The 17,246-nt window shown below is 57.9% G+C and carries 17 protein-coding genes; 12 read left to right on the top strand and 5 right to left on the bottom strand.

Going from position 1 to position 17,246, the window contains the following annotated elements; genetic code table 11:
- Positions 1-79: 79 nt before the first annotated feature.
- Positions 80-1,330, bottom strand: coding sequence for an MFS transporter (locus PSUM_RS02325; protein WP_083348897.1), 1,251 nt, complete (start codon positions 1,328-1,330; stop codon positions 80-82).
- Between the two features lie 218 nt (positions 1,331-1,548).
- Between PSUM_RS02325 and PSUM_RS02320 the strand changes: the two genes are divergently transcribed.
- Positions 1,549-2,577, top strand: coding sequence for a D-cysteine desulfhydrase family protein (locus tag PSUM_RS02320; RefSeq protein ID WP_083348896.1), 1,029 nt, complete (start codon positions 1,549-1,551; stop codon positions 2,575-2,577).
- 1,722 nt (positions 2,578-4,299) lie between these two features.
- On the opposite strand, the gene PSUM_RS02300 is transcribed toward PSUM_RS02320, so the two are convergent.
- The gene (locus PSUM_RS02300) at positions 4,300-4,776 is read right to left on the bottom strand and encodes an HvfA family oxazolone/thioamide-modified RiPP metallophore (RefSeq protein ID WP_020801220.1); all 477 of its coding nucleotides are present in this window, start codon (positions 4,774-4,776) and stop codon (positions 4,300-4,302) included.
- 380 nt (positions 4,777-5,156) lie between these two features.
- On the opposite strand from PSUM_RS02300, the gene PSUM_RS02295 reads away from it, so the two are divergent.
- From PSUM_RS02295 to PSUM_RS02260, 8 genes are all read left to right on the top strand, one after another.
- Positions 5,157-5,693, top strand: a complete 537-nt coding sequence (locus tag PSUM_RS02295; RefSeq protein WP_083348895.1) for a glyoxalase superfamily protein — start codon at positions 5,157-5,159, stop codon at positions 5,691-5,693.
- Positions 5,694-5,816: 123 nt separating this feature from the next.
- The gene (locus tag PSUM_RS02290) at positions 5,817-6,497 is read left to right on the top strand and encodes a DUF3313 domain-containing protein (protein WP_083348894.1); all 681 of its coding nucleotides are present in this window, start codon (positions 5,817-5,819) and stop codon (positions 6,495-6,497) included.
- Between the two features lie 322 nt (positions 6,498-6,819).
- Complete coding sequence (locus PSUM_RS02285) at positions 6,820-7,635, top strand: winged helix-turn-helix domain-containing protein (RefSeq protein WP_083348893.1); 816 nt, start codon at positions 6,820-6,822, stop codon at positions 7,633-7,635.
- Positions 7,632-8,114, top strand: coding sequence for a hypothetical protein (locus tag PSUM_RS02280; protein ID WP_083348892.1), 483 nt, complete (start codon positions 7,632-7,634; stop codon positions 8,112-8,114). Before PSUM_RS02285 ends, PSUM_RS02280 begins: the two co-directional genes overlap by 4 nt.
- Before the next feature lie 109 nt (positions 8,115-8,223).
- The gene (locus tag PSUM_RS02275; RefSeq protein ID WP_020801226.1) at positions 8,224-8,484 is read left to right on the top strand and encodes a hypothetical protein; all 261 of its coding nucleotides are present in this window, start codon (positions 8,224-8,226) and stop codon (positions 8,482-8,484) included.
- Positions 8,485-8,607: 123 nt separating this feature from the next.
- Positions 8,608-8,943 (top strand): hypothetical protein, encoded by a 336-nt coding sequence (locus PSUM_RS02270; RefSeq protein WP_020801227.1) that lies wholly within the window; start codon positions 8,608-8,610, stop codon positions 8,941-8,943.
- Positions 8,943-9,833, top strand: coding sequence for a helix-turn-helix domain-containing protein (locus tag PSUM_RS02265; protein ID WP_083348891.1), 891 nt, complete (start codon positions 8,943-8,945; stop codon positions 9,831-9,833). The genes PSUM_RS02270 and PSUM_RS02265 overlap by 1 nt, the downstream gene beginning before the upstream one ends.
- Positions 9,834-10,049: 216 nt before the next feature.
- On the top strand, positions 10,050-10,550 hold the full coding sequence (locus PSUM_RS02260) for a porin family protein (RefSeq protein WP_083348890.1): 501 nt from the start codon (positions 10,050-10,052) through the stop codon (positions 10,548-10,550).
- A 98-nt stretch (positions 10,551-10,648) separates the two neighbouring features.
- Here the strand turns inward: PSUM_RS02260 and PSUM_RS02255 are convergent, their stop codons facing one another.
- Together PSUM_RS02255 and PSUM_RS02250 are read right to left on the bottom strand one after the other, a co-directional pair.
- Positions 10,649-10,987 (bottom strand): hypothetical protein, encoded by a 339-nt coding sequence (locus tag PSUM_RS02255; protein ID WP_033040588.1) that lies wholly within the window; start codon positions 10,985-10,987, stop codon positions 10,649-10,651.
- A gap of 116 nt (positions 10,988-11,103) precedes the next feature.
- Entirely contained in the window at positions 11,104-11,622 is a 519-nt protein-coding gene (locus PSUM_RS02250; protein WP_083348889.1) for a winged helix-turn-helix transcriptional regulator, read from the bottom strand.
- A 99-nt stretch (positions 11,623-11,721) separates the two neighbouring features.
- On the opposite strand from PSUM_RS02250, the gene PSUM_RS02245 reads away from it, so the two are divergent.
- Both PSUM_RS02245 and PSUM_RS02240 read left to right on the top strand, forming a co-directional pair.
- The gene (locus PSUM_RS02245; protein ID WP_083348888.1) at positions 11,722-12,345 is read left to right on the top strand and encodes a cysteine hydrolase family protein; all 624 of its coding nucleotides are present in this window, start codon (positions 11,722-11,724) and stop codon (positions 12,343-12,345) included.
- 8 nt (positions 12,346-12,353) lie between these two features.
- Positions 12,354-13,919 carry an aldehyde dehydrogenase (NADP(+)) gene (locus tag PSUM_RS02240; RefSeq protein WP_083348887.1) on the top strand — a complete coding sequence of 522 codons (1,566 nt, stop codon included), beginning with the start codon at positions 12,354-12,356 and terminating at the stop codon, positions 13,917-13,919.
- 7 nt (positions 13,920-13,926) lie between these two features.
- On the opposite strand, the gene PSUM_RS02235 is transcribed toward PSUM_RS02240, so the two are convergent.
- On the bottom strand, positions 13,927-14,994 hold the full coding sequence (locus PSUM_RS02235) for a GGDEF domain-containing protein (RefSeq protein ID WP_141195471.1): 1,068 nt from the start codon (positions 14,992-14,994) through the stop codon (positions 13,927-13,929).
- Positions 14,995-15,343: 349 nt separating this feature from the next.
- Between PSUM_RS02235 and PSUM_RS02230 the strand changes: the two genes are divergently transcribed.
- Positions 15,344-16,969 carry a methyl-accepting chemotaxis protein gene (locus tag PSUM_RS02230; RefSeq protein WP_020801236.1) on the top strand — a complete coding sequence of 542 codons (1,626 nt, stop codon included), beginning with the start codon at positions 15,344-15,346 and terminating at the stop codon, positions 16,967-16,969.
- Positions 16,970-17,246: the final 277 nt, after the last annotated feature.

The raw sequence follows: 17,246 nt of genomic DNA, 5'->3' as shown, positions 1-17,246 counted from the left end.
TTCAGACTCGATCCGCCACTGGCTGCGGTATCTGTGCCCCTTAAACCTATGCCCGGCAGATGATCATGTAAAATGATCATTAATGATCCGGCTGATCGCTTTTGGTGAATTTACTACTTTGGATTCCCGCTTCACTTCTCACCCAGCCATTGATTCCGGCGCACAACACCAGCAGCGCGGCAGTCACCAGGAACACGTGGTGCAACCCGAAATGGGCGCCGATCTGGCCACCGATCAGGGGCCCGATCACCTGCCCGGAGAACTGTGCCGATTGCAGATAGCCGAGGATTCTTCCGCTGTCGTGGTCCTCGACCGATTGCCGGATCAGCTTGGCAATCGCCGGCAGCAGCCCGGCTATGGTCATGCCCATCAGGGCGCGCAACACTGCCAGTTGCCACCACTGCGTAACGAATGCCTGGGGCACCATGACGATGGCCGTCAGCACCAGGCATCCGATGATCACATTCCAGCTGCCGACTCGATCGGCCAGTGCCCCCAGCCTGGCGGCAGTCAGGATGCTGCCCAGCGCCGAACAGGCCATTACCACGCCGGCAATCTGCGCCTGATCATCAAGGGCCACGCCCAGATGACCGATGTAGACAGTGATGATCGGTTCGATCGACATGTTGGCCAGCAGCACCATCATTGCCGTCATCAGCAGTGCGCCAATGATCGGCCATCGAGAACCGGCACCTTCGACCGGGATTTTTTTGGCGCGTCGGGCCCCGTCCGAACTACGATCGAACGACTCACGAATCAGTACGATGGTGGTGATCGCCGCCACGGCGATCATTGCGCCGCCAACAAAAAAAGTGCCACGAATACCTACCCACTGCGGGAGGAATCCACCTACCAGCGGCCCGATCAGGTTGCCGGACAACGCCCCCGTCGACAGCACGCCCAGTGCCCAACCGGCCTTTTCCCGTGGCACCTGGGAACCGATCATCACGATCGAAGCCGAGGCATAACCGCCGATGAGCCCGGCGATCAGGCGCAGCGCCACCAGATCGGTAACGTCCCGCGCCAGCCCGATCAGCGACATCACGATCGCCATGCCGATGGCCGCGCGGACCAGCATCGGTTTACGCCCAAAACGATCAGCCAAGCGGCCCCAGAGCGGTGCAGTGATCGCCGTGCCAAAGAATGTCGCGCCGAACGCTACCGCGGACCACTGCACCACATCGGCCTGCTCAGTGACGCCCAGTTGCTGCACATAGAGCGGCAGGAAAGGCAACAGCATGCTCAGGCTCACCAATGTGGTGAACGAGCCGAATACACAAACAGCCAGGTTGCGACGCCAATAGGCAAGATTGCGCTCGGCATAATTCATGGGACCAGGTACTCCGCAGGCGAATGCGGCAGACCTTATCTCGCGTCAATATATCTCGTGAAACGATTTATCAAGATCGATGACATCTGTATTAGAGATGCACGCATTCATTACACGGTGTATCAACTGTAATTCCTTGCCGGTGGTATATCTTCGAACCAGAGCTTTTTACAGTGGTCGATGGCGTTCAAATTCCTTCACTCCACGAGCGAACCTTCATGCCCAACGACTTGAATCATCTTGATGCCGCGCTGGCCGCCTACCCACGGGTGGCCCTGCTCGAAGGCCCGACGCCGATCCAGAAGCTGTCCCGCTTGAGCGACTTGCCCGAACTCAATGGCTGTCAGCTCTACGTCAAGCGCGACGACCTGACCGGTCTTGGCGGCGGTGGCAACAAACTGCGCAAACTGGAGTTCCTGCTCGGCGAAGCCTTGGCCGAAGGCGCCGACACACTGGTGACCTGGGGCGGTTTGCAATCCAATCACGCACGACTGACCGCGGCCGTGGCGGCCCGTCATGGCCTCGCCTGCGAGCTGATCCTGACACCCTCGGCCGTGCGCACCGATGACGACTTTTGCCACAACGGCAATGTGCTGCTGGATGCCTTGTTTGGCGCGAAGGTCCATCGGCTGGCTCGGGGTGTCTTGCCCGATGCCTACGCGACGCAGTTGGTCGACACGCTCAAGGGCCAAGGCAAGAGGCCCTTCGTGATGCCCCTCGGCGGGTCCAGCCCTCGGGGCAGCCTGGGTTATGCCGCCTGCGCAGGCGAGATCCTGCGCCAGGCGGAGGCGCTGGATATGCATTTCGAGCAAATCATCGTGCCCAATGGCAGCGCTGGCACGCACTCAGGTTTATTGGCCGGCGTCACCCTGGCTGGTGCCTCGACGCAAATCCTCGGCTACTCGGTGCTGGCGACGGAGGAACAGGCCGCGACCACGACCCTGGAAAAAACCCGACAGGTCCTGCAGCTGCTTGACCGGTCCACGACGCTGGCCGACCACTCGATTCGCGTGGATGGCAGCCAACGCGGCGATGCCTATGGCGCGCCGACCGAAGCGATGCTCGAAGCGGTACGCCTGCTGGCGTCCCAGGAAGGCTTGCTCACCGATCCCGTCTACGGCGGCAAGGCTTTCGCCGGACTGCTCGCGGCTGTACGCCGGGGTGATTACCGGGCGGGGAGCAATCTGCTGTTTGTGATGACCGGCGGCATGCCTGGTCTGTTTGCCTACCGGCGCGCCTTCGAGTGAGGGTCGCGCTGCAGCTATAGGGTTTCGACATTCAAGTACAACCGTAAAAGTCAGGTCGGCTGTCAGGCCGCCTCGCTTTGCTGTTGATCGCAAGCGCCCCGTTAACCACGATGGCCGAAGCAGCATTGCGCAGTGGGGAAACCGGCAGGACGCCGGTTTAGCCGCGCTGGGCCAAGGATGGCCCATCGCGGCGACCCACGGAGCCATGCCTTCGTTCTGGCATGCCGAGCCCAAGCGAGGCACCGAGTGGTGGGGCAAAGCCTTTTGCTTCCTTTTTGCTGGGCCGGCACTCCGGCGTTTGAAAAAGGGAGTCGCTGTAAAAGCGAAACCATAAGCCGCCGTTACCGCAGCAATGGATATGTACTCCGACAATAAATCTCACACATAGCTTGCTGTGACGCTTCGCATCACCGTTGCGCACGGCTCAATTAATGCGTCGTCAGCGGAACGCGGAGCGTCCCTGGCGGCATTCCCACGCAGAGCGTGGGAACGATCAATCGACGGAACGCCGCCCGGAGCATGCTCGCTCCTACAGGGGATCGAGGTACACCTGTCAAAGTCAGGTCGGCTTTAAGGCCGGCTCGCTTTGCTGTTGATCGCGAGCGCCCCGTTAACCACGATGGCCGAACGCAGGCATTGCGCAGTGGGGAAACCGGCAGGACGCCGGTTTAGCCGCGCTGGGCCAGGGACGGCCCATCGCGGCGACCCATGGAGCAATGCCGGAGAGAGGGCATGCCGAGCCCAAGCGAGGCACCGAGTGGTGGGGCACAGCCTTTTGCTTCCTTTTTGCTGGGCCGGCACTCCGGCGTTTGAAAAAGGGAGTCGCTGTAAAAGCGAAACCATAAGCCGCCGTTACCGCGGCAATGGATATGTACTCCGACAATAAATCTCACACATAGCTTGCTGTGACGCTTCGCATCACCGTTGCGCACGGCTCAATTAATGCGTCGTCAGCGGAACGCGGAGCGTCCCTGGCGGCATTCCCACGCAGAGCGTGGGAACGATCAATCGACGGAACGCCGCCCGGAGCATGCTCGCTCTACAGGGGATCCAGGTTCACCCGTAACAGTCAGGTCGGCTTTAAGGCCGCCTCGCTTTGCTGTTGATCGCGAGCGCCCCGTCAACCACGATGGCCGAACGCAGGCATTGCGCAGTGGGGAAACCGGCAGGACGCCGGTTTAGCCGCGCTGGGCCATGGATGGCCCATCGCGGCGACCCACGGAGCAATGCCGGAGTGAGGGCATGCCGAGCCCAAGCGAGGCACCGAGTGGTGGGGCAAAGCCTTTTGCTTCCTTTTTGGCGTTTGAAAAAGGGAGTCGCTGTAAAAGCGAAACCATAAGCCGCCGTTACCGCAGCAATGGATATGTACTCCGACAATAAATCGCACACATAACTTGCTGTGACGCTTCGCATCACCGTTGCGCACGACTCAATTAATGCGTCGTCAGCGGAATGCGGAGCGTCCCTGGCGGCATTCCTTTGCTGCTCGTGGGAACGATCAATCGCCAGCAGGCTGGCTCCCACAGGGGATCCAGGTGCCCCCGTAAAAGTCAGGTCGGCTGTCAGGTCGCCTTCGCGGGCAAGCCTCACTCATACAGGCTTTGTCCAAGTGACGCACCGCATGGACGAAACCACAAGCCGCCGTTACAGCAGCAATGGATCTGTACACAGAAACCTCCCCAGGAAAATCCCAGGGAGGTTATTGACCGATGCAACTCCCAATCAGCTCTTGGCCTTGCTCATCTGGGTAAACAACTCCGTAGGCACTTTCTTGCCATTGGAGGTGAACTGGTTTGTGCGGAATTTGTAGACTTCGCCTTCGGAGAGGAAACCGTCGTTGTTGGTGTCCATGGCCTTGAACTCCTCGCCGCCCTGCGGGGCAACGGTCAGCAGTTCCTTGAGCGAAACGCGGCCGTCGTGGTCGGTGTCGGTACGGGCGAACGAAGCATCGCCGCACTTGCCTTCACCGCACTTGCCTTCGCCGGCCTTGGTCACTTTGGCGCCGGCTTCTTCAGCGCCACACTTGCCTTCGCCACACTTGCCTTCGCCACATTTGCCTTCACTGGTTTTTTCCGCCGAGGCCAGTTGATACCCCTGAGGCAGCGCGTCTGCGGCAAAGGCGTTCGAAGCGAGGTTGAGGCTGCCGGCCAGTGCAACAGCGATCAGGCCAATACGGGATTTGTTTGACATACGGGACATGGTGATTCTCCGGATACTGTGGGCGGTCGAGCCGCATGGGTCATTGCCAAAAGGGCGATAAGCCGTGGTGCGAGGCGCGGTTGCTTTCTCGCTAAGGCAGGGCTATTTGACGGCAACCGTGTATCCCGGATGTATCCGGTTGCAGGGGCATTTGTAAGCCAGTCTGCGTTCGAGGGGGCTGGATACACAGCGATACACGGGCGCGGGTCTTCCCGTCACAGGAGCGGCTATGTACCATCGGCACCGGGCCAATGCTGCCCGCCGCTCGCTCCCGATGGGAAAGGTGAAAGCATCGCTTTTTCGTGCGAACCCTGTCGTATCTCTTGACGGTCGAGGTTTGGCAACGCGAGCACCAAGGCATCTCGGCTACAGGAGCAATGATGTTTTCAATCGAGCAAGCCAAACAAATGGCCAAACAGTTGCGCGCCTCGCTGGAGGAACGCAATCAGGGCCTGTCTCACTCCACCGCGTTGGAACTGGTCGCGCAGCAACTGGGCTACAAGGACTGGAACACTGCGTCTGCGATGCTTCCCCCCACAGCCACCCAGCCCGTATCCACAGTTACATTCGACAGACCCATTCCCATATTGCGTATGTTCGACGAAGCCAAGGCCCGTGAGTTCTATCTCGATTTCCTGGGCTTCAGCATCGAATTCGAACACCGGTTCGAAGCCGACCTGCCACTGTATCTGGGCATCAGCCGCAACGGCCTGCAACTGCACCTTTCCGAACATCATGGCGACGCCAGCCCGGGCTCGACGGTGTTTGTGCCGATGAACAATATCGAACTGCTTCGCGATGAGTTACTTGCCAAGCGCTACGGCTATGGACGTCCGGATATTGTCCAGCAGGGCTGGGGGCAAGTCCTGGAAGTCTACGATCCGTTCGGCAACCGGATCCGGTTCTGCCAGAGCTGATCGGCGCAATCCCTGATGTACATTGACGCCCCGGTTTGAGAGTTGTTGACGGTTATTGATTCGGATTATCCGGCCACGGCAGGCAGTCTGATCGATAACTTTCATCACTTGAGAACAGAACACATGAGCATGTCGAATGGATGGATTGCCGGTATTGCCTTGAGCTGCGTGTTTCAGGTCGGTTGTGTCTCCAAAGTGGCGCAGCCGAATCAATACTCCGGCTTCCTCCCCAATTACGAGGGGCTGCAAGAGCAGACTACACCGAGTGAACAGAAGGTACTGCGCTGGACGGCGCCAGGGTTTGATCCACACGCCTACTCCACTGTGATGTTCGAGCAGGTAGAGCTGTACCCGGCGCCGAAACCGTCCGAGCGCGTCAACCTGAAAACCCTGCAGGACGTACAGACTGCGGCCAGCAACAGTGTCAAATCTGCCTTGAGCCCCTACTACACCATTGTCTCAAAGGTGCCGCGCGCACCGGCCGATTCACGGACGCTGATCCTGCAAGCGGCAATCACCCACGTCAGCGCCAACAACGAAGGCATGCATTGGTATGAGGCCGTACCGATCGCCGCCATTGTCGGGGCGACACAAGCGGCCACCGGCCATCGCGATCAGACCGCCGAACTGTACCTGGAAGCCGACCTGGTAGATGCCAGAACCGGTTTGCCGGTCGCCAAGGTGGTTCGCAAGGTGTTCGGTGAAACCGTGAAAAATGCCAGCCAGCCAATTGTCGCCAACGATTTCAAGGTTGCATTCAAAGATATGACGAACGACATGCAAGCACTGCTGTCCGGCCAGTAACAACTCGCTCGAAACCCCATCGCAACATTGAGTGCCCTGCCATCCAGTGTCACGGGATTGCAATGCGATGCAATCGAGCATGGGGTTTCGCAATACCGTTTAACTCGCGGCAACAGACCTTCCAATACCCCTGCCTTGCATTTTTCGGATAGCGCAGATCGCGCGATTCGAGCATCATCACCGCCCCCGATTGAGCCTCCGTGGATTACCCGCGCTTGCCCGCTCATTGCCGTTCACTCCCCGACAAGAACGCACTGCGTCAAATCCGGCCTGTCAAAACCGTCTCTATACTCAGCCCGAACCACCTGAACGGAGGATACCCATGCGCTACGCCTTCAAATTGAAAAACGGTGCCATGGCCCTTTTCGATCCAGATACCGCTTTGCTTACCATCACTACAACCCATGGAGAAGTTCAAAGCTCTACCATAGGTAGAGCCGAATCGCGTCTACTGGACCTGCTGTTGATGGACCCCGGCCAGACCAAAAGCCGTGAGGAAATCATCGATTACACCTGGAATGACCGCGTCGTCGCCTCCGGCAGTTTGAACCAGGCCGTTTTCTCTCTTAGAAACCTGCTTAATGACAGTCGTGATCACGAAATAGTGATGACGGTTCCGCGAAGAGGTTATTGCTTCAACCGTCTCTATGTAATGGTTGCACAGGCCGAGTTGCCGACACCTTCAGATGAAGCGAAACCCGTGCCCGCCCTTGAAGCGTTGGCGCCACAGAAAAAAGATGCTCTGCCGGTGCCTGCAGGGAAAACCGGAGCATCAACTTACATTACAAAATTCCAGTTGATCGGCTATGTCCTGACCTTGGGAGTGTGTGCCTACACCGGCTTCCACTCCGGCTTCGACACACCAAAAGTTGAAGTTTCCAGCGTAAAACACAATGAGTTGTCCATCCATGCCGTAGGCCACAATATTGCGGAGGCAGAGGAACTGAGGGATCTTTCGATCGCACAGATCAAACAACTTTCGCTCAATTTAAAGGGCGACGTTTGGCTAAACCTGTTTAAATCCAACTATTCCGTTTCGTGCATTCGCCCAGATCTCAGCACTGCAAACCTGCAATTGAATAGCGAGCAAAAAGACCTTGCACTGATGATTCGGCAATGCTTGGAAGTCACCCTATGAAGTCAATGACACCTTCGACCGCACATTGGATAGTGCTTGCGATCATCAACGCCGCCTGTATCTTTTCCTTGATGTACTCACCCTCTTACTACATGGAAAATATCAGTTATCAAACCATAACCCGACAATGGCTGGAGGATTCGAATCAGCTCAACACTGAAGAGTATCTGACTATCGGCCATGGTCGACTGACACAAACCACCCTGGAAAGCTTGAACGGAAAAATTCGTAACGCGACTATTTCGGCGCAGGTTATCCGGGAAAGCAATCATCACGTCCAGATAAAAATCAATAACGTCAAACTGAGCCAGGACAACGAATTATTCGCCATCGAAAAAACTCCGGATCTGTTTTTCAGGCGTCAATTCATTCTTCAGGAAGGCACTATCCTGAACTACGAATTACTCCCTACCGCCGACAAAAACAGCGTGTGTTTTTATGTGCATGATGTCGGCCGCCTGCGCTGCATGAATCACTGAGGCACCTCAGCAAATCACACCATAACAAAAATAATAATTAGTGATTTGAATCAAGCACCCTCCCCCCACCAAGATCCCGCCTTTATCGTGTTCGCGAGCCGTCAAATCAATGATGACCAAGATCCTGGCAGTTCTATTTCTAGCCGCCTTACCTTTTCATTCAATGGCGTACAATGAATACGCCATCGGCAGCACGGAAATCGAGTTCTACGAAATAGAACTGAGCCCGAACGAAAAAATAAAGTTGAAACACCTGAAAATCCATTCTGAAAATGAACGTAATCAAGGTGACAGCGCGGTTGATGACCCATTGCCCCCCTCGCAAAACACTGACAACGAGAGCGATGAGCTTTCGCTGACTCCCGTTTGAAAATATGAATTTTTGACTTCAACAAACATCGTCAGCACAGGACTATCCGAAGGCAAAGCCGTGACAGTGATACGGCAGACACACTGCTCTGCCTGAAAAATCATCAACAAGGAAAGCACCTCAATGCTGCTTAAAAACCTCGCAAGCGTATCCTTTGGTGTATTGCTTTCGCTCAAGGCCTGGGCCGACGACAAGGAACACTACAAGGCCAACCTGACGCGCATTGAAAGCAACGAAAACAAGCTGATCGAAGAACAATCAAGTTACAAAATTTGTACCGATTATCGCGTGGATGATTTCTTTGCCTTTAATGCCTCAGACCTCGGCCCGTCAAACCAGTCAGCCATCTTTGGCTCGAAAATAGCGCCGTGCAAACTTCAGAGCCTGGTGGAGTTATCCACGAGCGACACGTACGTTTTTGCTGCGGCACTGGAGCTCATGCGGGAGTCCTCGACGTGATGAGCATCGACCCCTCAAAGCACGAAGTAGGCAATAGTGCGCATAAACTCATGCAGGATTGCAGGCGCCAATGCAGTCGACTGCACTTTGATTCAGCTGTCACGCTGATCGGCTTTGTACCTCATGACTGTGTAACCTTGGCCATATCCCAATCTACGATTAGTCGACCTACTGTCAACAACCGTGAATTGCGGCCTAACGAAATAATCGTGTTGTATAGCGGCGAGTTTGTACGCTACACCTGCGAGCCGAATGAAACCCTGTTTACCCTGACGACAAATGTAGAACATTACCAACAGTGCGTCGCAAACCATTCATTGATCGACGCCCTTGCAAATCGACAGGCATACCGCTTCCAGGTTGCCAATTTCAAATTAGTACAATCCGCCATTGACGTCTTCAATTCTTACTTGACCTCCACCCATGTATCTCCGTTGAAACAGCGCAACCGCCATGAACAATCATTTAATGAAGATGCATTGCTGGTTGCCCTGATACGGGCCCTGACACCCGTTGGCCGCTCCGCACTGAGGCCCCCGACCAGAAGGAAGATCGCGACAGAGGCAATTGAGTACATTCATCAAAACACAAACAAGCCATTGAACATGAAGGTGCTGGTAAAACAACTGCAAACCACCACTCGCAGCTTGCATCATGGTTTCGTTGAAACATTCGGCACTTCGCCGATCGCCTACATCAGAAACCTGAGACTCGCCCATGTCCGCCGAGACTTGATCCGCAACACCTGGCCTACAGTCACTGAAACAGCAATGCATTGGAATTTTCATCATCTGAGCCGATTTTCCAAGGCGTATCAGGACGCTTATGGCGAGACGCCCTCGGAAACGTCCAGGCGCAACCGTGCAATGCTGGCAACGCCAGAAAAATAACAATCAATGATTTTCAACCTACCCACTGAATGGCCAGGATTGCTTAGGTCTACACAAGGGGATAAGCATGCGCTATCGATTAAGTACGCTGCCACTCAAACAGAAAATCATCCTGTGCCTTGCCGCTTATTTATGTGGCGTCGCGTTGGCCTGGATTATTGACGCTTATTAACGCCCTGCATCACCACCCACAACCCGTATAAGGACCCACCTCACATGCTACTTCGAAATCTTGGCTTCGTATCGCTGCTTTCGTTGCTGTCTTTTCAGGCGCTCGCTGATGACAAAGGTTTATACCTCGGCGCTGGCATCAGCAATATTGAAACCGATAAAACCCATTTGAGTGATGACGACTCCAGCTACAAGGTCTTCGCAGGTTATCGTCTCAACAGCTATCTGGCCTTTGAGGGCGCCTTCGTGGATCTCGGCCAGTTCGAGGACAAGGAACTTGATTTCGACGGTAAATCCGTCCAGGCCAGTGCCCATGTCGGCTTTCCGCTGGGAGATCGGGTGCGTATCTTCGGCAGTGTCGGTGCTCATGCCTGGGATGCGGACGGCAATGCTGCCGACGATGATACGGGCGTCGACCTGACCTACGGTGCCGGCGTTGAATTCGATGTATTTCGCAATATCGGTATCCGCGCGGAATATGAAGTACTGGAAGTCGGCAACATCAACTTGAATCAAACAACCGCCTCTGCTTTCGTTCTCTTCTAACACCCACTTCAATTGAGCGGCCATGTGGGTCGCTCAACCTTGATGTCATCGAAGGCATTGGTTTCCCAGTACTGGCCGTGCCCACGCCACGGGGCTTTTCAAAGGCACTCCTGGGCCGCACGTTCGAGTCGCGATGGCCCGAATGTCGAGGCCAGCAACGTGCGTTCGTACAGGAACACCTTCCCGCCGTTCGAGGCCTTGTACGCCTCGAGCACATCGTCGGCGGCAACTTTGCTCGAAACGACGATTCGATAGCTGCGCTGGGTTTGCGAGATCGTTGCGCTCAGCGCGTTGTTCTGCAGTTTCGGCAAGACACAGTGGGCGTAATCCGCCGGCGCCTTTTTCGTTTGCAGCGTCAGCGTCGGGTCATTGGGGGCTGAGGCGCACCCCGACAGCAGCAAGGGGGCGATCAGCGCCAGTCGAGTCAACATCTTCATCACAGGGTTCCACAAGCGTTTTCAATGCACGCCATGTTCCTTGTTTGCCGGCCACAACAGAACTTGTGATGGATGATGATCACTATCAGTGCAACGAATAGTAAAAGACGTCGCCTTCACTCTGCGGATTTGGCCACCGGCTTGCGCTTGAAGGCCTCGCGTCGTTCCTGGCGCTCCAGGGCATAGGCTGCACTCGGCTCGCTGACCAGTTCGTCGCGCCGCAACAATTCACCGCAATGTTCGCACAGCGGCCCCAGCCCGGCAGGCTGCCCGCAACGCTGGTGGGTGTAGCGCACGGCCATTCCCTCTTGCGGCGTCTTGCACCAGGTCTCACCCCAGGCACGCAAAGCCAGGACCACGGAATAAAACGCCTGCCCCTTCGCCGTGAGATGGTACTCGTAGCGTGGTGGCCGCTCGCTGTAGGCGCGGCGTTCGACCATTTCGTCAGCCTCCAGGCTCTTCAGGCGAGCCGCGACCATCTGCGGGGTACCGCCCGTCTGCGCCTGGATCTCATCGTAGCGATGATTGCGCATGAACAACTCGCGCAACACCAGCACGGTCCAGCGATCGCCGACGACGTCCTCGGCCCGGGCAATCGGACACAAGGTTTCAGGACTAGTCTTTTTTAGCGCCATACGGGCTTGCCTCATTCCAAGTAACTATGATTATCATATCTACACGCTGCCAAGGCAAGCCCATGGCATCGCTCAGCCCATTTCACTGGAGCATCCATCATGTCCAACACGTCCTACCCCCTGGCTCGAACCGCCTACCTGCTGGTCGATCCCTACAACGATTTTTTGTCGGAAGGCGGCAAGATCTTCCCGCTGCTTGAGCCGATCGCCCGGCAAGTCGGGCTGCTCGACAACCTGCGCGCCCTCGACCGTACGGTCCGCGCACTTGACCTGCCGGTGTTCATCGTACCGCACCGGCGCTGGGAACAAGACGACTACGAGAACTGGGATCACCCGAGTCCCACCCAATGCAAGATCCAGCACATGCACCATTTCGCACGCGGCGAATGGGGTGGTGAATGGCATCCTGATTTCGCGCCCCAGCCAGGCGACATCGTCGTCCAAGAGCATTGGGGGTCGAGCGGTTTTGCCAATACTGACCTGGACTTTCGCCTGAAACAGAAAGGCATCACCCACGTTATCATCGTCGGTCTACTGGCCAATACCTGTATCGAGGCCACCGCCCGTTACGCCCAGGAACTGGGCTACCACGTCACCCTGGTGCGCGACGCCACCGCCGCTTTCAAACCGGAAATGATGCACGCCGCCCACGAATTGAACGGCCCGACCTTCGCCCATTCGATTGTGACGACCGAGCAACTGATCGCCACCCTCAAGCCGTGAGCACGCCCATGAAATTGACTGGAAACCTGTTACTCGGCGCCAACGAAGTCCCCGCCAGCGCAGGGACAATGAAAGCGCTCAACCCTGCCACCCATCAATTGATCGAACCGGATTTCGCCTTCGGTGGCGCGGTCGAAGTGGACAGGGCGGCACAGCTTGCCGACGCCGCCTTTGACCACTACAGCCATACCTCGCTCGCCGAGCGTGCGGCATTGCTGGAGCGCATCGCCGACAATCTTGATGTGGTCGCCCAGCCGCTTGCGGCACGGGCCGCGCTGGAAACCGGCCTGCTCGAAGCCCAGCTGCTGGGTGAAGCGGCCAAGGCCGCCACCCAGTTCCGCCAATTCGCCGAAGTGGTGCGCAGGGGCCGCTTCCTCCAGGTGGCCATTGATCCGGCCCAGCCCGAGCGCCAGCCGCGCCCGCGCATGGATCACCGCCTGCAAAGTATCGCCCTCGGCCCGGTGGCAGTGTTCGGCGCGAGCAATTTCCCCATCAGCTACTCAGTAGCCGGAGGCGACACCGCAGCGGCGCTGGCGGCGGGCGCGACGGTGATCGTCAAGGCCCACAACGCACACCCGGGCGCCTCGGAAATCCAGGCCCGGGCCATCCGCCAGGCGGTGCAGGACAGCGGCCTGCCTGAAGGCGTGTTCTCGATGGTGCGCGGCGCCGGCAACGCGATCGGCGAAGCCCTGGTCGATCATCCATTGATCAAGGCGGTAACCTTCACCGGCTCCGAACAGGGCGGCATGGCGCTGTATCGCCGGGCGCAGCAACGCCCTGAGCCGATCCCGGTGTTCACCGAAATGGCCAGCGTCAACCCCACGTTCATCCTGCCCCAGGCACTGGCCGAGCGTGGTGCACAGATCGGCGACGGTTTTGTCGAGCGCATGCTGGTCAATGTCGGGCAAGCGTGTCTAAAACCGGCGATCCTGATTGCCATCGCAGGGCCCGGATTCGACCCCTTGCGCGCTGCCATGATCAATCGTGTGGGGATGGCACCCGCACGTCCGATGCTGACGCCGGGCATCCACGGGTCTTACTTGAACGGTCTCGACAAGCTGAAAGGCGCCGGTGCCACGCCCGTCGCCGAAGGCTCGCCCGCCACGGCGGCGCTTGATGGCCAGGCCACCTTGCTTGAGGTTGACGGCCAGCGTTTTCTTAGCGAAACGGCCCTGGCCCAGGAGGTATTCGGTCCGGCAGCCCTGCTGGTGAAGGTCGAGGATGAGGCGCAAATGCTCGCGGTCGCCCGTGCACTTCGCGGTCAGCTCAGTGCCGCCATGCACCTTGAAGAGGAGGACCTGGGACTGGCGCGTCGCTTGCTGCCGATACTGGAGCGACGTACCGGACGGATCGTCGTCAACGCCTTCGCCCATCCCCAGGAAGTGTCTTTCGCCAGCGTGCACGGCGGCCCCTTCCCGGCCTCGTCGGACAGCCGTTTCACCTCGGTCGGCATGACCTCCATCGAGCGCTTCCTGCGGCCGGTGTGCTATCAGGGCTTCCCCGATGCATTGCTGCCCGAGGCGCTGCGCGACAGCAACCCGCTCGGCGTGCCGCGTAGCGTCGAGGGTCGATAATCCAGTTCTAGGGCTGCGACACCGCGCTTTCTCGCAGGGCATGCACCTGGTTACGCCCATTACGCTTGGCCTGGTACAACCCGTCATCGGCGCGTGTCAGCAGGGTTTCCAGGTTGTCACCGGTCTGTGCGAGGGCGACACCGAAGGATGCGGTCACGGTGTCCAGCACGGTGTCGGTGCCACGCGCCTTGATGCGCAAGGACTGGACCTTCAGGCGCAGGTGCTCGGCGAAGGCGCAGGCACTGCCCAGGTCGGCGCAATCGGGCAGGACCACGCAGAACTCTTCGCCACCGTAGCGCGCGGCGAAAGCAGTGGCTGGCAACGCGCCGCGCAGCACCTGGGCGACATGCTGCAGCACCCGGTCGCCCAGCGGGTGACCGTACTGATCATTGAATTGCTTGAAGTGGTCGATATCCAGGATCACCAGGGCCACCCCGCGGGAAGCCTTGCCCAGCGCCTGCTCCAGCAGGCGGGTGAACGCCGTGCGGTTGAGCAGTTCGGTCAAGCCATCGAGGGTCGCGGCCAGTTGCGCGCGTTGCAGTTTGTCGCGCAGGGTCTTGATTTCATCCTGCGCCGAGTGCAGTTGCGCGAGGAAGTGCTCTTGCTGGCTCTGCATCAACCGGGTGCTTTGCTGCAGTTCGCTCAAGATGCCCGGCAGGCGGTCGCTGGCCGGTTCGTCGAGCATTTCCAGGCACTGCCCCAGGCGGTTCTGGAAAGTGAGACTGCCCTGCACGCTGCGCGAGACGTCGCGCTCCATGCCATCGACCAGGTTGATGACCTGATGCTGCTCGGCGCGGGCATCCTCGAGTTCGTCACGAATGATGTACTGGCGGAACAGCCGGGTCGCAGCCTCTGGCGGGCAACCGTCAAAGTCTCTGACCACCCGGTCCAGGTGGCGAATGAGTTCCGGGTCCTGGCCCTTGCTGTAGGTGTACCAGAGTGCGTAGTGCACGGGATTGGGCGGGATGTTATGGCGAACCATCAGGGGCACGGCCTGCTTGAGCAGGGCCGCCGCCTCGCGGGAGTCTTCCGGATACAGCGCTAGGATATTCGCACGCGTTTCTGATGAGCTCATGTCGTCACTGTGGTCGTTTATCATTGGCATTTCGGACTGTGCGCTGAGCATACCGATACGCCTGAAAAACGGCTATCCCGGTTTGCCTGCAATCCCGCTTTTGTTCCGATCAGAAACCGCACACCACGGCCCCTCACAGGCCAGTGTTCCCGGTTACCCGCAAGCTGCCTGTCTGAAAAATCCTTCGGCGCGCTCTGTCAGACCGCTCTAATTCGTCAATTCCGGCCGGTAACACCGTGCTTTTCCTGGCTGGTCCAGCACACGATATCAATGTGCCTTGCGCACAGGATGGAGCATAACGCTCAACTTCAATTGCTGACTGGACAAGTCGACTTAGGAATACCGGATTATGGAAAGCTGGAAAATCAGGACTCACCTTCTACTGCTGACTACCGCTTTATTACTGGGATTGTTGTGCGTCGGCGGCCTAGGACTCCTGGGCATGCAATCGGCCGTGCACAGCCTGGAAACCGTCTATCTCGATCGAGTCGTACCCTTGCGGGACCTGAAGAAAATCGCCGACCTGTATGCCGTGAACATCGTCGATGCCACCCACAAGGCGCGCAATGGCAACTTCACCAGGGCGGACTCGATGAGCCGGATCGATCAGGCACAAAAGGAAATCGATCTAACGTGGCAAGCCTACAAGTCGACGCAACTGATTGCCGCAGAAACCCGCCTGATCGCGCAGATTGATCCACTGATGGCCGCCACCCGCGGTCCGTTGCAAAGTCTGCTGGGCATGCTGCGCCAGAACGACGACGTGGGTCTGGCACGTTTCTCGATCGAGCAGTTGTACCCGCTGTTCGACCCCTTGTCGGATAAGTTTGCCGAATTAATCGAGGTTCAACTGCTGGAAGCCAGGAACCAGTTTGACCAGAACCATATCGCCTACACCGCCAATCTCCGGCTCTGCTTGTTGATTCTCCTGTTGGCGACGCTGGCTGGCGCGGCCTATTCATGGTTCTTTTCCAGACGGCTGGGCCTGCAGCTCGGTGCCGAGCCTGCTGAGCTGGCCGCTATCAGCTCGAACATCGCCCATGGAAAACTGGCACGCACCCAGGATGATCGGCAGGAACCTTCAACCGGTGTCCTGCATTCCGTCCAGGCGATGCGTCATAGCTTGAGCGACATGATCGGCAAGATCGGCCAGGCCTCCGAACAGATCGAAGTGGCCACGCTACAACTGTCCGCGTCCTCGGAACAAGGTCTGAGCAGTGCCGCCCTGCAGAGTGAAGCTGCTTCATCGATGGCCGCCACGGTGGAAGAGCTTTCCGTGAGTATCAATCACATCGCCGACAATGCCTGCCAGGCCCAGAGCACTGCGCACAAAGCCGGTGAAATCACCGACGAAGGCATGGCCGTGATGCATGCGTCCATCGAGGAAATGCAACAGATTGCCGATCTGGTGACGCAGAGTTCGGTGGACATCGATCAACTGGCGATTCAGTCGAACAATATCAGCCTGATTGTCGGTGTGATTCGCGGCATTGCCGAGCAGACCAATCTCCTCGCCCTCAATGCCGCCATCGAAGCGGCGCGCGCCGGTGAACAGGGTCGCGGCTTCGCCGTGGTCGCCGATGAGGTGCGCAGCCTCGCCGCGCGCACCGCCCAGTCCACCACGGAAATCGTGACCTTGGTCAATGCCATACAAAACGGCATGGTCAAAGCGAAGGACAGCATGGCTGCCGGTTGTGAGCGTGTGACCCAAGGCCAGAAACTGGTCGCAAGCGCCGGGCAATCCATGGGGCGGATCAAGGGGGCGCTGGATGAATCCATTGCAGCCGTGAGCTTCATTTCCCTGTCATTGCAGGAACAGCGCGCAGCGAGTGATCATGTCGCCAGCAATGTGGAAAAGGTCGCGCAAAGCGTGGAAGAGAATGCAACGGGCCAAAGCGCAATCGTGCGAACGACCCAGGAGCTCAAGGCGATGTCCGAAGGACTGGGGGCTATGTTGCAGCGGTTCAGTCTGTAGCTGACGCTGACCTGAGTTGTGTTGTGTTGTGTTGACCGAGTACATATCCATTGCTGCGGTAACGGCCACTTATGGTTTCGCCCTTACGGCGACTCCCTTTTTCAAACGCCAAAAAGGAAGCAAAAGGCTTTGCCCCACCACTCGGTGCCTCGCTAGGGCTCGGCATGCCCTCTCTCCGGCATTGCTCCGTGGGTCGCCGCGATGGGCCATCCTTGGCCCAGCGCGGCTAAACCGGCGTCCTGCCGGTTTCCCCACTGCGCAATGCCTGCGTTCGGCC

Origin of the sequence: Pseudomonas umsongensis (assembly GCF_002236105.1) — a bacterium.
Classification (GTDB): domain Bacteria; phylum Pseudomonadota; class Gammaproteobacteria; order Pseudomonadales; family Pseudomonadaceae; genus Aquipseudomonas; species Aquipseudomonas umsongensis.
Note: the sequence above shows the minus strand (reverse complement) of the source record. Positions and strands in the feature narration are given on the sequence as shown.

Bases quoted from the DNA above. Each gene is read 5' to 3' on its own strand.
- PSUM_RS02270 (WP_020801227.1), top strand. From the start codon at position 8,608: ATGCTGCTTAAAAACCTCGCAAGCGTATCCTTTGGTGTATTGCTTTCG.
- PSUM_RS02230 (WP_020801236.1), top strand. From the start codon at position 15,344: ATGGAAAGCTGGAAAATCAGGACTCACCTTCTACTGCTGACTACCGCT.
- PSUM_RS02245 (WP_083348888.1), top strand. From the start codon at position 11,722: ATGTCCAACACGTCCTACCCCCTGGCTCGAACCGCCTACCTGCTGGTC.
- PSUM_RS02280 (WP_083348892.1), top strand. From the start codon at position 7,632: ATGAAGTCAATGACACCTTCGACCGCACATTGGATAGTGCTTGCGATC.
- PSUM_RS02325 (WP_083348897.1), bottom strand. From the start codon at position 1,330: ATGAATTATGCCGAGCGCAATCTTGCCTATTGGCGTCGCAACCTGGCT.
- PSUM_RS02320 (WP_083348896.1), top strand. From the start codon at position 1,549: ATGCCCAACGACTTGAATCATCTTGATGCCGCGCTGGCCGCCTACCCA.
- PSUM_RS02235 (WP_141195471.1), bottom strand. From the start codon at position 14,994: ATGAGCTCATCAGAAACGCGTGCGAATATCCTAGCGCTGTATCCGGAA.
- PSUM_RS02300 (WP_020801220.1), bottom strand. From the start codon at position 4,776: ATGTCCCGTATGTCAAACAAATCCCGTATTGGCCTGATCGCTGTTGCA.
- PSUM_RS02250 (WP_083348889.1), bottom strand. From the start codon at position 11,622: ATGGCGCTAAAAAAGACTAGTCCTGAAACCTTGTGTCCGATTGCCCGG.
- PSUM_RS02260 (WP_083348890.1), top strand. From the start codon at position 10,050: ATGCTACTTCGAAATCTTGGCTTCGTATCGCTGCTTTCGTTGCTGTCT.
- PSUM_RS02290 (WP_083348894.1), top strand. From the start codon at position 5,817: ATGAGCATGTCGAATGGATGGATTGCCGGTATTGCCTTGAGCTGCGTG.
- PSUM_RS02240 (WP_083348887.1), top strand. From the start codon at position 12,354: ATGAAATTGACTGGAAACCTGTTACTCGGCGCCAACGAAGTCCCCGCC.
- PSUM_RS02275 (WP_020801226.1), top strand. From the start codon at position 8,224: ATGATGACCAAGATCCTGGCAGTTCTATTTCTAGCCGCCTTACCTTTT.
- PSUM_RS02295 (WP_083348895.1), top strand. From the start codon at position 5,157: ATGTTTTCAATCGAGCAAGCCAAACAAATGGCCAAACAGTTGCGCGCC.
- PSUM_RS02255 (WP_033040588.1), bottom strand. From the start codon at position 10,987: ATGAAGATGTTGACTCGACTGGCGCTGATCGCCCCCTTGCTGCTGTCG.
- PSUM_RS02265 (WP_083348891.1), top strand. From the start codon at position 8,943: ATGAGCATCGACCCCTCAAAGCACGAAGTAGGCAATAGTGCGCATAAA.
- PSUM_RS02285 (WP_083348893.1), top strand. From the start codon at position 6,820: ATGCGCTACGCCTTCAAATTGAAAAACGGTGCCATGGCCCTTTTCGAT.